Annotated in this window: 14 protein-coding genes; 4 read left to right on the top strand and 10 right to left on the bottom strand. The window is 32.7% G+C overall.

Annotation, left to right across the window (positions count from 1 at the left end; translation table 11 throughout):
- Positions 1–29: 29 nt before the first annotated feature.
- Positions 30–1,073 carry a M24 family metallopeptidase gene (locus MRU_RS03400; RefSeq protein ID WP_012955471.1) on the bottom strand — a complete coding sequence of 348 codons (1,044 nt, stop codon included), beginning with the start codon at positions 1,071–1,073 and terminating at the stop codon, positions 30–32.
- A gap of 260 nt (positions 1,074–1,333) precedes the next feature.
- On the opposite strand from MRU_RS03400, the gene MRU_RS03395 reads away from it, so the two are divergent.
- The 3 genes from MRU_RS03395 (at position 1,334) to larE (ending at position 4,486) form a co-directional block, all read left to right on the top strand.
- Positions 1,334–2,593, top strand: a complete 1,260-nt coding sequence (locus MRU_RS03395; RefSeq protein ID WP_012955470.1) for a YcaO-related McrA-glycine thioamidation protein — start codon at positions 1,334–1,336, stop codon at positions 2,591–2,593.
- On the top strand, positions 2,593–3,234 hold the full coding sequence (locus tag MRU_RS03390) for a TfuA-related McrA-glycine thioamidation protein (RefSeq protein WP_012955469.1): 642 nt from the start codon (positions 2,593–2,595) through the stop codon (positions 3,232–3,234). Before MRU_RS03395 ends, MRU_RS03390 begins: the two co-directional genes overlap by 1 nt.
- Before the next feature lie 172 nt (positions 3,235–3,406).
- Complete coding sequence (larE, locus tag MRU_RS03385) at positions 3,407–4,486, top strand: ATP-dependent sacrificial sulfur transferase LarE (protein ID WP_012955468.1); 1,080 nt, start codon at positions 3,407–3,409, stop codon at positions 4,484–4,486.
- A 149-nt stretch (positions 4,487–4,635) separates the two neighbouring features.
- Here larE and MRU_RS03380 read toward each other — a convergent pair whose 3' ends face one another.
- The 7 genes from MRU_RS03380 to MRU_RS03350 form a co-directional block, all read right to left on the bottom strand.
- On the bottom strand, positions 4,636–5,511 hold the full coding sequence (locus MRU_RS03380; protein WP_012955467.1) for a CBS domain-containing protein: 876 nt from the start codon (positions 5,509–5,511) through the stop codon (positions 4,636–4,638).
- Positions 5,512–6,103: 592 nt separating this feature from the next.
- Entirely contained in the window at positions 6,104–7,243 is a 1,140-nt protein-coding gene (locus tag MRU_RS03375) for an amidohydrolase family protein (RefSeq protein WP_012955466.1), read from the bottom strand.
- 252 nt (positions 7,244–7,495) lie between these two features.
- Complete coding sequence (locus MRU_RS03370) at positions 7,496–7,933, bottom strand: DUF3021 domain-containing protein (protein WP_048812399.1); 438 nt, start codon at positions 7,931–7,933, stop codon at positions 7,496–7,498.
- Positions 7,934–7,946: 13 nt separating this feature from the next.
- Positions 7,947–8,408 (bottom strand): LytTR family DNA-binding domain-containing protein, encoded by a 462-nt coding sequence (locus MRU_RS03365; protein ID WP_012955464.1) that lies wholly within the window; start codon positions 8,406–8,408, stop codon positions 7,947–7,949.
- Positions 8,409–8,497: 89 nt separating this feature from the next.
- Positions 8,498–8,944 (bottom strand): hypothetical protein, encoded by a 447-nt coding sequence (locus MRU_RS03360; RefSeq protein ID WP_012955463.1) that lies wholly within the window; start codon positions 8,942–8,944, stop codon positions 8,498–8,500.
- Positions 8,945–9,223: 279 nt separating this feature from the next.
- On the bottom strand, positions 9,224–9,499 hold the full coding sequence (locus tag MRU_RS03355) for a 2TM domain-containing protein (protein WP_012955462.1): 276 nt from the start codon (positions 9,497–9,499) through the stop codon (positions 9,224–9,226).
- A gap of 349 nt (positions 9,500–9,848) precedes the next feature.
- Positions 9,849–11,687, bottom strand: coding sequence for a YhgE/Pip domain-containing protein (locus MRU_RS03350; protein ID WP_012955461.1), 1,839 nt, complete (start codon positions 11,685–11,687; stop codon positions 9,849–9,851).
- A 421-nt stretch (positions 11,688–12,108) separates the two neighbouring features.
- On the opposite strand from MRU_RS03350, the gene MRU_RS03345 reads away from it, so the two are divergent.
- Entirely contained in the window at positions 12,109–12,699 is a 591-nt protein-coding gene (locus MRU_RS03345) for a zinc ribbon domain-containing protein (RefSeq protein ID WP_012955460.1), read from the top strand.
- A 132-nt stretch (positions 12,700–12,831) separates the two neighbouring features.
- Here MRU_RS03345 and MRU_RS03340 read toward each other — a convergent pair whose 3' ends face one another.
- On the bottom strand, positions 12,832–13,470 hold the full coding sequence (locus MRU_RS03340; RefSeq protein ID WP_012955459.1) for an indolepyruvate oxidoreductase subunit beta: 639 nt from the start codon (positions 13,468–13,470) through the stop codon (positions 12,832–12,834).
- A 1-nt stretch (position 13,471) separates the two neighbouring features.
- Positions 13,472–15,463 carry an indolepyruvate ferredoxin oxidoreductase subunit alpha gene (gene iorA, locus MRU_RS03335; protein ID WP_012955458.1) on the bottom strand — a complete coding sequence of 664 codons (1,992 nt, stop codon included), beginning with the start codon at positions 15,461–15,463 and terminating at the stop codon, positions 13,472–13,474.
- Positions 15,464–15,970: the final 507 nt, after the last annotated feature.

Below are 15,970 nucleotides of genomic sequence, written 5' to 3'. Positions count from 1 at the left end.
ACAAATTAATAGGCTAAAAAAATATAAAATTATAGGATAGGAGGCAGATTGCCAACTATTTTAGCCTTCTTATCAACTAAGACCATATCTTCTATCCTGACACCAAATTCCCCTTCAAGATAGATTCCAGGCTCAATTGTAACAAACATATTCTTCTCAAGAATGGTCTCATCCTTTAAGGACAGTGACGGGCTTTCATGAATATCCAATCCAAAGCTATGCCCTGTGCTATGAATGAACTTATCCCCATAGCCATATTCTGTAATTATATCCCTTGCCACCTTATCCACTTCACAGGATTTTACTCCTTCCTTAACTGCTTTTATTGCCTTGTCATGAGCCTCAAGCACAATCTTGGAAATCTCTTCCTGCTTTTCATTATAGACAAATGTTCTGGTGGTGTCTGAGCAATATCCTTCAAACTTACAACCATAATCAACCAATACCGGAGTATCCAACTTGTGATGCCTTGGTGTGGAATGGGGAAGTGAAGAAACAGGACCTGAAGCGAAAATTGTATCGAATGATTCTGTGCTTGCTCCATTCTTCCTCATGAGATAGCCTAACTCATATGCACATTCCCATTCTTCAGCACCCTTTTCCTGCTTTGACCTTACATCAAGCTCCAACAATGACTTATGTGCAATTTCGCCAGCCTTGAATATTTTATCGATTTCATCATCGGTCTTTATCATCCTTTCTATGGAAATAGCTGGAGAAATAGTTAGATTAAAGTCCTTAAACTTTTGGTAGGCATTTGCAGTCAAATCAGACTCGATGGCAAGGTCCTTAATCTCCTCTTCATTCAAATATTCAACCATCTGATCTGCAGACTCATATTTGATTATATCAATAGAAGAATTGTTGTTTGCATTTTCCAAATCCATCCCAGATACAAATATGATAGGATTTTCCTTGACTATCATAAATGCAAAGCTTGTAGATAAGTAGCCAGAAAGATAATAGATATTGTTGAAATTAGCCACCATCATTGCATCCAAGTCTTTTTCTTCCAATCTCTTTAAAATATTCTTTATATGAAAATCATGAACTTTATTTTCACTTGAAACCATAAAAAAGCCCCTTAATCATTTATTGAAATGACAAATATGGAATTCTTAAATATACTAAACATCTTTTAGAATTCCAGGTAAAATAAAACATAAACAAATAAATATTAATTTTTATTATTTAAAAACTAATCTAAATTATTTTACCAAAAATTGAAATTTAAAAATTCATAAAAAACCAATGAAGCCCTCCAAATTATGATATAAATAAATATTATAATAATCAAAAATAAAGATATAAAAAAATAGCTAGGAATAAAATCATGTTTGAAGATGTTGAAATACAATTCTTTAAAGGAACTCACAGAGTAAGAGATCCAAAGGAAACAATCGAAATAAATGAAAATAAGCTAAGAACTGCAGGAATCACCCGTCTAACTGAAATAACAGACTTAGACAGAATAAAAATCCCAGTGTTCTCTGCAATTCGTCCAACTGCACAGGAAGGCGGAGTCAGCGTATATGCTGGAAAGGGAGCAACAAAGGAACAAGCAAAGGCATCAGCGATGATGGAAGGCTTTGAAAGATATTCTGCAGAGCGCCAGGATATAGACAACGAAAGAACCTTTGTTGACACCTACAACAATATAAAATCAAGCCAAGAACTAAAGGCCCTCGACCCTAGAGACCTTCTATTGCCAAAGAATTTCACCACACAGAATGTGGAAAACTCAAGGCTCGAATGGATTGAATCAAAGGACATAATTAGCGAAGAAACAATCTATGTTCCCTCAAATGCAGTGTTTCACCCATATATTCCTACCAGAGAAGTAATTCCTAGTCCACTAGCTATTTTTAAAGGAAACACTAATGGTTTGGCATCTGGAAACATAATAGAGGAATCTGTTCTCCATGGAATCTTTGAAGTGGTTGAAAGGGATGCATGGAGCCTTTTTGAACTTACAAAAAGAAACAAGAAGGAAATAAATCAGGATACAATAGAAAACGACATCATAAATGAGCTTTTAGCCAAGTTCAACAATGAAGGAATAAATATAAAGCTTATGGACATAACAGCAGACCTTAAGATAACAACTGTAGCTGCAAGCGCTGATGATACAGTACTGAAGGACCCGGCACTCCTCACATTAGGTGTAGGCACCCATCTTGACCCTAATATAGCAGTGATAAGAGCCTTAACAGAGGTGGCTCAAAGCAGAGCAACCCAAATCCACGGAACCCGTGAAGACACAATAAGAGCAGATTTCATGAGAAAGTCAAGCTATGAAGGCATGAAAAGGATGAACAAACACTATTTCCAAAAGGAAGAAGATACAATTGACCTTTCAGACATTGAAGACAAGAGCTCACACTCAATCAAAAAGGACATTGAAACAAGCATTGAAGAGGTTCAGAAGGTCGGATTCGATAAGGTCCTATACACAGACCTTACAAGAGAGGAGATTGGAATAAATGTGGCTAGAGTAATCATTCCAAAGGCAGAACTCTACTCATTGGACGAGGAAAGATTAGGAACTAGAGCCTTGGAATATGATAGAAAAGCACGTAGAGGACTGGTCTAATGACAAAGATCATAGTTTATTTAGGATTATCCATTCAAGAGGAAGAAGCTAAAACCATCTTAGATGCGGATTATAGAACTCCAGTTAAAAGGGGAGACATATTAAAGGCAATCAGCGAAAAGCCAGACATAATAGGAATTATAGATGGAGTCTTCCACCACACCCCTGCAGTTGCCCATAAGGAGATCATGAAAGCCTTGAAAATGGGAATCACTGTAGTTGGAGCAAGCAGTATGGGTGCCCTTAGAGCTTCCGAACTGGATGACCTTGGAATGATTGGAATAGGATATGTCTATAAAGCATACAGAAGCGGAAAAATCACATCAGATGATGATGTGGCCCTCAGCTTTGACCCCGAGAGAAATGTGCCAATCTCCGAAGCCCTTGTAAACATTGACTACAAGCTTGATTTGGCTGTGAAAGAGGAAATAATAAGCGAAGAGGATAAAGAATACATCCATAATATTGCTAAGGACATCTATTATCCAAAAAGGTCATACCAATACATATTCTCTAAAGTGGAAATGGAAGATGAAAAGAAAACCAAGCTTATTGATTTTATCCTAAAGGAAAAGGACATCAAATATCTGGATGCAATAGAAGCTCTAGAGTACATTAAATCCATTTCTGAAGAAGAATAGATTATTTTTATATTCAATTTTTAAAATTCATAGAAAAATTTAAATAATATAAATTATATAACAATTGTTAATTTATTATTTACCCATAGAAATTAATAAGAAAGACAGTGAGAAAAATTGATTAGGAAAAATGAATAATAAAATTTTTTTATAAATCAATTTGAGGAAAACTATGAAAGCCAATCCAAAAATAGAAAAAGTAAAACAGATCCTAAAAGATTACAAAAAGATAGCCTTAGCATTCTCAGCAGGTGCAGACAGCACCCTCCTTGCATACCTTGCAAAAGAGTCAGACTGTGATGTGCTTGCAATCACATATGACAACCAGATCTTTCCAGAGGGATTTTTGGAATTTGCTAAAAGACGTGCAGATGAACTTGGAATAAAACACGAAATTATAGAAAATAGTTTCTTAATGATATATGATGTGGCACATAATACTCCACAAAGATGTCTAACATGCAGAAGATTGATGTATGGTTCAATTAAACAAGTGGCTAATGAAAGAGGATACGATATTATCATAGATGGAAATAATATAACAGACCTTATCCACGACAGACCAGGCATCCTAATGAAATATGCAAATGGGATTGAAAGTCCCCTCATAGATGCCAATCTTGAAAGCTATGAAATTCATGATTTCCTTGAAGAGAATGATATTGAATATTCAAAGTCAACAACCTGTCTTGCAACTAGGGTGAAGGCAAATGAAACAGTTACAGAGGACAAGGTAAACAGGATTGACTACTGTGAAGGGTTTATTAAAAGTACTATAGGTGCTGATGTAGTAAAGCTTAGGGAAGAAAAGAACATAGCCACCATTGAATTAGGAAATAATGATTCAAAGAAGATATTGGATAAAGAAAAACTAGAGATCATATTCAATGAGCTAAAAGAAGCACAGTATGATAAGATATTATTAAACATTGATTTCACTGAAGATGAGGAAGAGCTTATTTTAGATTCAGAGCTTCAAAAGGGAAAGGAAAATCTAATTCTTAGAAAGAAACTGCCATTTGACATTGAAATTTCCAAAACAGGAAAAGTAATCAATGAAGCAGATAATGAATTTATATCAGATATTCAAACAATTGAAGAGATAGGATACATAAAATTAAAAATAGATAAAAAAGAGTCTAAAATATTTAGAGATGGTAAGATTAGCATTGAGAATAATAAAAACAAGGAAGATGCTAAAGAGTCTTTAGTTAAGATCTTGCCTTTAATAAGGAGAGCAAAACCATTTTAATTAATAATTAGAACAACTGTTTCTAAGACAAAAAAAGAATATAAATAATTTGATTAACCGTTTGTAAGATATAAAACAATTATGAAAATCAAATAAAATAAGCATTCCATAAAAATTAACTGAAAAATAACCAAAATAAAGATAAAAAACTAAAAAGTAAAAATAAAAGAAAAAGAAAAATTAAAGCCTATAATAAAGCTTTTAATTAAATCACTTGCCCTTACTAAACCGACAAGTTCTCCTTCTATTCCAAGAACAGGCAATTGTTCCACATCAAGAGATTTCATCTTTTCAGTGCATACTGAAACTTTTGTCTTGGTATTTGCAGTTACAACATCACCGGATGCAACGTCCTTAAATACCTTGTCAGTAAACTTAAGATGGTTTTTCTCAATGTATAAAACGCTGGTACTGTCCCAGGACCATTTGTCCCCTTCGGTACCTACAGAAGAGCTGTGCTCAGTTCTTTCAGATATGATTTCGCTTTCTGCAATGAAATCTGTTTCAGTTAGGATACCGGTCATCTTGTTGTTGGAGTTTAATCCTATGACGGATTTTAATCCAAAGAACTTCATGACTTCAAAAGCGACATTCAAAGGAGTCTCATCCCATGTTGAAGGAATGGTCTTGATCATATAATTTTCAACAGGGTCCTTGATTCCCATATCTGCAATAGCAAGGGAAACTATATCAAAGCTGGTTACAATTCCAACCAATTCATCATCATCATTAATTACAGGGACTCTTCTGATATCGTTTGTTACCATCTTTTCAGCAACAGTGGACAATTCGTCATCCATTTTTGCAGTAATCAAATTTCTAGTCATCAACATAGCGATTTGCTCTTCATCTGGATTGGTAATCATATCAGAACGAGTTAATATACCGACTAATTTTCCAGTCTCTTTCTTAATAACAGGCACTACAGACACATCTTCTTTTTTCATGATACGTAATGCTTCATCACGGCTTCCAGGAACTGTAACATGAATAACATCTGTAGATGCAACATCTTTTACAATCATCTAAAACACCTCTAAGGTTAAAATCATTTAATAATCTTGAATATTAATTAATAATCTCTATCAATGAAAATTTAAATCTTTTAATGAAATACTTTTTTTATTACAAATAATGAAAATTTAAATCTCTTAATGAATTTATTCCTGCCACACTAATAATCTTTAAGGATTATTATAATCTTCATTGCCATTCATCAATAGATAGTTAATTTTATAAAAATCATAAAACGAAGATTGTTTTAAAAATCTGAAAATTTCTATAAAATTAATAACAATTAATAATTTATAAATCATTATTTAAATAATTTAGTATTTTTTTAAAAATTTTTGTTGAAATTTCTCTAAAAAACTAGGAATTTTGATTGTCTTAATAAAAAAATAAAAAAATAATTTACAATATTGTTTTATTTTTTTAAAAAATATTACAAAATGATAACTTGGAAAAGTAAAAATTGATTTGAAACTGTTAAATAAAAAGAGAAAAAAGAAAAAAATAACCAAAAATAGAAAAATAAAAAAGAGAGAAAAGAAAAAAAAATACCCAAAAATAGAAAAATAAAAAGAGAATAAGAAAGAAATAATTGCAATAAGCCAATTAGATTATTTTAACAATGTCATTAGCTTCTGTTCGATTGATCAAACTCAAATAAGGGTTATTTGACTTCTTATTTACAATCATGAGTTCGGCCTTTTGGCCTTCTCCAATATATGACTTATCAATAGGCAGATTAGAAATGCTTGAATCTGCATTAGTGGTAGCCATTTTTAATATTTCTCTAGCATCTATGTGATTTCTAGAAACTCCTTTCATTATCTTTAATGTAAATTCCAACTCCCTAAACATATTTGGTGAATTTATCATTATATTGTCTGTTCCAATGAGGGGACGAACTCCTTTATTTAAGATTTCATAAAGAGGAACAACCCCAACAGCCAATGCTCCATTTGAGCGAGGACATACAGTAAGTGATGAATCAGACCTTGCTAGCAATTCGACATCATCATTTTTAGGATTGGTCATATGTACTATCTGATTGAATCCAGCTTCAAATGCCCTTTGAGGCTCGCTCTTTCCAGTCTTTTCAAGAGAGGCAATCTGATTGAGCTCATTTTCAGCTACATGGATAGAAGATATCTTATCCTCCCTTTCACACCTTTCACAGATAATCTCAGCAACAGTTGTGCTGATTTCACCAAAGCCGCTTAATCCTATGCCGTCGGATTCCTTTAGCAATTTCTTAAGGGCCATCTTAACCATATGATAATTTGCATCCTCCCCATAGAAGGAGCTGTCTCGGGCAAGTATTATTGGAGTGATTGGAATGTCCTTAGCAGCTTCCTTTAGAAGCTTTACTCCATCCAATCCACCTTCACGGTAGTCGATAAAATGGCTTACTCCCATATTGTACATATCCCACATGGACTCTCTCATGGCTTCAATCAAAACATCGTCATCAGCTGATTCAAGGGCGACATGCTTGATTCCATGAGGTGGCTTTACCACTTCATCAAGGGATAATCCTTCCCCTTCATCCTTGATTATACTATCTCCAATATGAGTATGGGCATTTAAGAACCTAGGACAGACTATCTTATTATCTGCATCGATAATTTCTCCTTCTTTAACCTCTTTAGATATTTCTAAGATAGTTCCATCGTCATCAATGAGGATGTTTTCCTTTTTTGCTTCTAATTCTAATCCTTTTAGAATTAAACCATTTACTATAGTCTTCATACTATTTAATTTAAATTAAGTTTTATATATTTTTATTTAAATTCTTAAAAAGCAGTCATAATTATCGAAACAAAAAGAATGATGAAAACATTCCCAATATCCTATTATAAAGCAATAATCAAAAATAAAGAAAAAACAATGATTAAAATAAAACAATGAAATAAAAATAGAAAATAAATAAAAAAATAATAAAAATAAAAGAAATAAAGAGTTAAAAAACTCCCTTTAAAAAAAAAGAAAGAATAAATAGAATTAATCAAAATCATTAGATAATTCTATCTTTTTATTAATGTCCCTTGCTAGGAATGTGTAATATAAGTAAAATCCTAGCCAGAAGACTGCAGCAAAGGCAATTGCAATAACTATCCAAGTAATTATAGGCCCTATGCCTAAGCTAATAGGCATCCAGCCTAAATAGACTGCTACAGCAAATAGGGTTCCCAATCCGATTACCATTTGGAAAATGACTTGAATAGGTAATGGAATGTCCTCTTTTTCATAAATGAGTCCGCTGAAGGCAAATGCCCATCCTACAACTATTGATCCGAAGAATGCATTAATGATTTCAGTTCCGGAAAAGCTGACGTTCTGCGGACCAAGGCTATATGTTCCAAGCACCATGACAAGCATCACTACAAAACATCCTACAAATGCTCCAATCCCAATCCTTTTAATAATCTCCATTTTCATAAAATCACCATTATCATAGGTCTAAAGCCTTTTTGAAATCTGTTAAATATTTTCTGGAAATATTGTCCTTCAAGCCATTCTTCAATTCTATAAACATCATTCCTCTTAATGAAGGAGCCACTCTCTTTATCTTTCTTAAATTGACAATTGTGGATTTTGAAATGCGAACAAAATCAGAATCAAGGCTTTCTTCAATCTGATAAAGGGGCTTCTTGATTGAGTATTCTGCATTTTGAGAGAAGACCTTAGTCTGCTTGTCTTCAACCTTTATCATGAAAATGTCTTCAAAGTCTAAAAGGACAATGTCGGACCCCTTCTTAACTGCAAGGATTGAATTGCCCTCATCCACATCATCATCTGATTCATCATTTTCCAAAAGAACCATAGCCTTTTGAATATTATCTGTTAAGTTATCAGTATAAATCTCAGCATAGGGCTCTTCAAGATCTTTCGAAACGAATAACTGTACTTTCATATCAATACCACAATTTAAATTAAAAAATAAAAGATTAAAGGATTATGAACCATTTTGCTTAGCAATTAGAATTATAAACTATCATTGTATTAAGCCCCTGAAAAGTTACCATATTCCTCGCCGATGTATTTTACATTCTTGACATACAGGACATCCTTAGGATACTCTACATTTCCTAAAGAACGTTTTTCCAAAACGTTACATTCAAAATGCTCAAAAAGCTCTACATCGGTGACATATAAGGAAGGAAGCTTGCTTGCATCAGTTGCGCTCATAATAACTATTATTCCGTCACCATAATAAAATTTCTTATTTCCTAAGGACTCCATCCAGGCAACTGTCTCATTGTCATATCCTTCATAATAGTCTTGGGTCTTAATTTCATTGACAAGTTCAGATAAGGACTTTGGGCCTTCAGAATAAACGATTAAGTTTACTTTACTTTCAGAGCTATTGCTTTCATCAAATACAGAGACTAAAGCCACTGCCAAAATCAATAAAAGAAAAGCCACTGAAACAATCATTTTCTTATCCATTTTTAAAACCTCTTTACATTTATTTAATATTTTTTAACTTATCTTAAATTTATCTTATATTAAATAAGTAAAGATATTTTTATCTTGATTGTTTAAAAAATTATCGGAATGATTGTCCAATATTGAAATTTATAGCACTTGCCAATGAAATAAAACTTTTAATAGATCATATAAAAACAATAATATATAAAATCGAAGCAAAATTATCAATTTAATAAAATATTTAACTGCAAAATAATCATTAAAACAATAAAAGAAATATTTAACAAATTAAAAAATCTATTTTCTCATTTTTGCCATTTCATTTTCAATCATTGAATCTCTGTGATGGTCATCAAAATAATTAAAGATTACAAATGTCTTAATAAAATGGGAGACTAAACCGATTCCCCAGAATAGGCTTACCCATAAGAACCACCAGTCACCTTTAAAGAAAATAAGGTTAATAACTGCAAGGATCACATTAACAGCAATATAGCTGTACAAATGACGGTAAAACTTAATTTTTTCATCTACTCTTCTTTCTGCTTTGTCATACAATTTATCTTCATACATCTTTTAACACCAAAATAATTTTTTACTAAAAGTATAATGAAATTCCATTTGTTTTTAGATAATATTACTTAGTTGAATACTATATAAATGCATAGTTATCCAAATTAACAAGAGGTATGATTTGATTGATGAAATGCATAAATTAGATACTGAAATGAATTAGAGAAAAACAAGAAGCAGAATAAATATACTAAAATGCAAAAAACAGATACTGAAATTGAAATTCAGAAATGAAATAACTAAAAAAAATAGAATTCATATAATAAAATAAATAAAAATCCTACCTTATTAAAAAAATAGAACTTGAAAAAAAGAATAAAGTAAAAGAAAGAGATTAATCATTCAAATACTAGAACAATCCACTTTCTTCTAAACGTTTTTCAAAGTAATGAGAAGCCTTATCCGCTTTTACCTTAATCAACAATGCAACTATAACTGTAATAATACCTATTGCAAAAAGTATGGCTAAAGCAGGCCAATAATTAGACCAAACTGTACCTAATTGGGCTTCACGAACCAATGTAATTCCATAAGTCATTGGCATATATGAATATAATGTTTGGAAAAATCCATGCATGATCTGAATAGGATAAATTCCCCCGGTTGCAGATATCTGAAGCACTAAAAGAACAACTGCAATAGCTTTTCCAACTTGTCCAAGTGCAGATATGATGGAATAGACCAATATCATAAATACCACCGATACCAAGATGCAAGAGAATATGAATAGAGGCAGATTAACAATATGAATGCCTAAAATATTACATCCTATTATTGTAACGCAAGCCTGCAAAATGCTTAAGATTACAAAAATCACAAGCTTACCTCCATACATCTCAAGAGCGGAATATTTTGTACCGGTGCTAAGGCCTGTCTTAAGCATTACACAGGTAAGAATGGCTCCTACCCACATTGACAATACGATATAGAACGGAGCAATGTCAGAACCATAATCTGGAACTGAAAACATTTCTTCCCTTTCCAATGCTATTGGAGCGTACAAATAATTTCCAAGAAGTGTTTTGTTAATGCCTGTAACGCTTCCAAGCTCATTTGCTGTTGCCCCTAATGAAGAGGATGCAGTAAACAATGCCTGGACTGCATAACTTGAAAGCAATTGAGCTCCAGCTGCAAGACTTACTGAACCGTCAGCCAATTGAACAGAACCATCCGCCAATTGAACAGAACCGTCAGCCAATTGAACAGAACCATTTGCCAATTGAACAGAACCGTTAGCCAATTGAACAGAACCGTTTGCTAACTGTGAAGAACCTTTAGCCAGTTCGCCACTTCCATTTGCAAGTTCAACACTGGCATCTACATAGTCTTTTACAGGGCCATCAGGCATTAGCGATGGGTCTGCGGCAGCCTGCACTTCATCGGAACCCTGCTGAAGTTCTTCAGATTTCTGGTTTATATAATTTGAGCCCTCTTGAACAGTTTGTGCACCTTCATCCAAATCAGAAGCCTTGCTTTTAACTGTTTCAGCTCCAGTGCTAACCTGCTGTTTACCGTCCTTAACTTGCTTAGCTCCAGATGAGACTTGGTGGGAACCTGAAGATATTTGGGCAGACCCTGATTGAAGCTGATAGCCTCCGCTAGAGAGTTGCTGGGAACCTGATGCAAGACCTTTCTGCAATTCCCCCAACTTTTCATAAGCTGCCAAATCGATTATTTTAACTATCTTTGCATTCAATGCCATGTAAATTCTGTTTGCAGCAGAATCTGTTAGTTTAGAAGCTACAGGATTTGTCTTGACATTCACAACATATTCCAATTTTGCCTGCTTAGGATTGTCAGTCGCAATTGAAACCACATTTTCCGACAAGTTTTTAGGAATGACTATCCCTGCATAATATGTTCCATTAAAAACTCCCGTCCGCAGATTCTCTTCGGAAACAAATGTCCATTTGAAATCGTTATTATTTTTAAATTCAGTGACAAGTTCATTTCCTATGTTAATATAGTCTCCCTTAAAAGTGGAGCCGTTATCCAAATTGGCAATGGCAAATACTACCTCATCAGTATTTCCGTAAGGATCCCAACATGCATAAATGTTTAAAACCGCATAAAGGGAAGGAAGGATAATTATGCCTATTAGAACAATAACTACAATTGGATTTGAAAATGCTGATTTAAAATCCGATTTAATTATTTCATCAATATTCTTAAGAATATTCCCTTTCATCTTCTAATCTCCAAGCTTAAAATTGCACAAGACTAAATAAGCAATTATTAATTATATTAATTTTTTAACCTATAATTTTATAGAATTTTATTAATTTAATTAATTTTAACTATAAAATTAATAGAAATTAATTAATATTATTTATTTTAAGGTATATAATCTTATTTGATATTTAAAGATAATAGAAGGTTATTTAATAAGAATCCTTAAGATTATTAAGATTAGGGTATAAAAAAATTTCGTGATATAAAAGAATTTTTAATTATAAATATTAGTTAGAATAAATTATCTATATCTTAATGTTAGTCATAATTTAGTAATTTAAAAAGATAAAAATAATTAAAAATATTATGAAAACCATTGTTTAAAAAATTCAATTTTCAAACAAAATCATATTTATTCAATTTATTTTCAAAACCCCTTGAATGGAGGTGTTAAGATAGAATCTACTGATATAAGATATTTTTATAGAAATATAGTCAAGTCTGGTAAAAAATATCGTATAAAACATAACAATAAGGATTATGGAGAATTCAGCAAATTATCTGACGCACTCTATGAAAGGGACTGCTTATTTTATTGCAAGTTCGACTATGACCTACTTGTAGAATGTGACCTTCCAAACAAGTATGAGAATATGGAACTTCCTCCTTTTCCAGAACATCGTCCAAGAGGACAGATTAAAGGATTGAAATTCAATAAAAAGGAAAGAGAAGGAGAAATAGTCTTTGACCATAAGGAGAGAAAGTTCTGTGTAATAAGGGGAGAGGAACATTTTGGAAAGTATAATACAATGGTTGAAGCCTATTATGTGAAGAAAATCCTTATGGAAAACGATTGGGACAAAGCTTGCCTCATTCAAAACAAGAGAATCAGAGAAGACATATTTCTTAATCAGAAAATTAAAGCAAGCACTCCTAAATTAAATAAATACTGTCCAAATTGTGGTAACAAAGTAAAAGAAGAAGATATCATTTGTAAAATTTGTGGTATACGGCTAGTTAAGGATTAAAAGGTTAAAAAAGGATTTTTAAAAATTTAACGAAATAACTATTTTTAGAAAATCAAGTGAAAAACTAATAAAAAAAGCAAATAAAAGACCACAAATAATCCAATAAAATAAAAAAAAAAAGTAAATTAAAGACTACAAAGAGTCTTTAATCGCATTATAACCATTTTCAATAGCTTTTAAATTCATCTCATGGAACTTAGGAGCTAAATTATGTTTCATAGCAGTTTCAACAGTTTCTTTTGAAAGTGGGAAACTGTCATTTGCCACACATGCACCTAATAAGACCATGTTCAAAGATAAAATGCTTCCTGCATCCTTTGCAAGGCCGTTTCCTTCCACTGGATAAACGGAATCAAAATTATCCTTGAGATTTTTAATTATATCACCAATATCTGGATATGTCTCTCCAGTCTGTGTGAGAGTTGAAGGAACAATCGGGAAAGTGTTAAATATAAGAGCGGTATCCTTATTTGCCTTATCCAAGCCCCTTAAGACTTCAATAGGTTCAAATGCAAGAATCAAATCTGCCTTATTTTCCTCAACAATTGAAGACTTGAAATTGCCTATCTTAAGTTCAGTTGACACAGAGCCTCCTCTTTGACTCATTCCATGAATTTCACTCATTACCACATCATATCCTTCAAGCATTGCAGCTTCTCCAATGATTACAGATGTCTTAATAATTCCTTGACCTCCTACACCAGAGATATAAATGCTATAATTTACATCAGAATTATCTGAATTTGAACTTGAACTATTAATATTATCCATCCTAATCACCTTTTTTTACTCCAATTGCCTTGTTTGGACAAATCTGAATACATACAGTACATCCTTTACAAAGGGCCTCGTCAACAGTCACCTTATCATCAAGATAGGATATTGCAGGACATGCAAGCTTTTCAACACAATGCAAGCATTTTACACAACTGTCCTTGATTTCCATCACTGGCTTTCTCTTTTGACCCTTGATTAGGGTACATGGATACCTTGCAATGACAACAGCCACTCCATCGTATTCAAGAGCTTCCTTATAGATATCTACAGTCTTTTTAATATTGTGAGGATTTACAATCTTGAGGAATTTAACTCCAATTGCCTCAACTATATCCTCAATGGAAATTGCAGGAGCCTCATCTCCCATTCCGTCAATAGGAATTCCTGGGTTTGGCTGACCTCCAGTCATTGCTGTGATCCTATTATCCAAAATAGTTAAAACAAACTTGTTCTTATTGTGAACAGCATTTACAAGAGGAGATAATCCGCTATGGAAGAATGTAGAATCTCCAATAAAGCTCATGACATGCTGATTTGTTGCAATTGAAAATCCGCAACCGTCTCCAACTGATGAGCCCATGGCAAGAAGATAGTCAGCAGTCTCATAAGGAGGGCTGATTCCCAATGTATAGCAACCTATATCAGATGCAAAGATCATATCTTCCTTATCGTATCCTAATTCTTCATAAGCCTTTACTGAAGCGAAGTAAGCAGATCTATGGGAACATCCTGCACATAATGTAGGAGCCCTTGTTGGAATATTGTCCACCAAATCATTCAAACTTTGGCTAAATTCCATTTTTTCGACTGTCTCAATCAAATCGCCAGTTAAATCTTTGCCGAATTCATCCTTATATTCTGCCTTTAATTCCTCATCATCGGCCAAATCAGAGATTACCTTATTGAAAGATTCCTTAACGATATCTGGATTAAATTCATGAACCATTGGGAAAGTTCCATCGATCTTTCCATAAACTGGACAATCAAGATTCTTTTCACCAAGAACTGCAAGGACATCCTTTTCAAGGATAGGATCAACTTCCTCTACGATGAAAACACCTTCAAGGTTTTTGCAGAAGTCATAAATCAAGTCCTTTGGAGTTGGATAGGATAATGCAATCTTTAAAATGTCCATTCCAAGATTTTCTCCAGCTACAATGTCATATGCATAATTGAATGCCCCTCCAGAGGAAATTACTCCATATTTGCCTTGAAGCACACCAGATTCAAATGAAACAACCTCATTTACAGGGCTTTCATTGGCCTCATCTTCAATTTTTCCTATCTTTTCAACCAATCTCTCATGCATTGCAAGTGCATTTGCTGGAACAGGGACAAATTCCCTTGGATTTTTAACAAAGTATCCTTTAAGCCAATGCTTATCTGACTTGACTTCCTTTGTAGTTGATTTAGGACTGTTTATCTCACCCATTTCAACTATTCCTCTCATATGGGACACACGAGTGCTTGTCCTGAGAATAACTGGAATTCCAAACTGTTCGGATAAGTCAAAGCCATAAACCATCATGTCCTTTATCTCTTGAGGGTTTGAAGGTTCAAGTATTGGAATTGAAGATAAACGGGAGTAGTTTCTTGTATCCTGTTCATTTTGAGATGAAAACAAGGAAGGGTCATCTGCTACAAGAATAATCATTCCTCCCTTAACTCCAGAATATGCAGTAGTCATGAATGAATCGGCAGCCACATTCAAACCTACATGCTTCATAAAGGTAAATGATCTAAGACCACTTGCTGCAGCTGTTGCAGCAACCTCCATAGCCACCTTTTCGTTTGCAGAGAATTCAAAATACATGTCTGCGCTTTTAGCAACTACTGACAATATGTTTCCAATTTCAGAAGAAGGAGTTCCTGGATATGTTGCTGCAACTGATACGCCAGCTTCTATAGCTCCTCTTACAGCAGCTTCATTACCAAGCAGAAAAAGTTTATCTCCTTTTTCACTAGTCACTAATTGATCATAAGCCATAAAATCACCTATTGAGCAAAAAACTAATTTTAAACTCATTTTTTTAATATAATAATTTGTAAATATAATTTATTTTAAAAGAGATTTTCAGATTTAATAACCTGAAAATTTATAATAATTTAAAAATTTCTAATAAATTATCATAATAAAATATTAGTTGCTTAATATATTTAATAATATCATTTTTTTTAACTTGCTTGGAAAAATAATTAAATTTGGATAATTATTCTAAAAGAAAAGTCAAATCCAAAATTAAAACTAAACAAAAACAAAATAATTATTCTAAACGAAAAGACAGACCCCAAAAAAATTAAAATAAATAAAATTTTTAGAAATTTCTAAAAAAATACTAAACTATATAATTAAATAAATAGAAATATATATAATGTTATTTTATATTATATAGGATAAATTATATTTTATAAAAAAGAGATAGTTTTGAAAAAAATATCAAATTCTTAATAGCTAAGATTAAGTGATATAAACAATTAGATTCAAATAAAAATA

This window comes from Methanobrevibacter ruminantium M1 (assembly GCF_000024185.1).
Classification (GTDB): Archaea; Methanobacteriota; Methanobacteria; order Methanobacteriales; family Methanobacteriaceae; genus Methanobrevibacter; species Methanobrevibacter ruminantium.
Note: the sequence above shows the minus strand (reverse complement) of the source record. Positions and strands in the feature narration are given on the sequence as shown.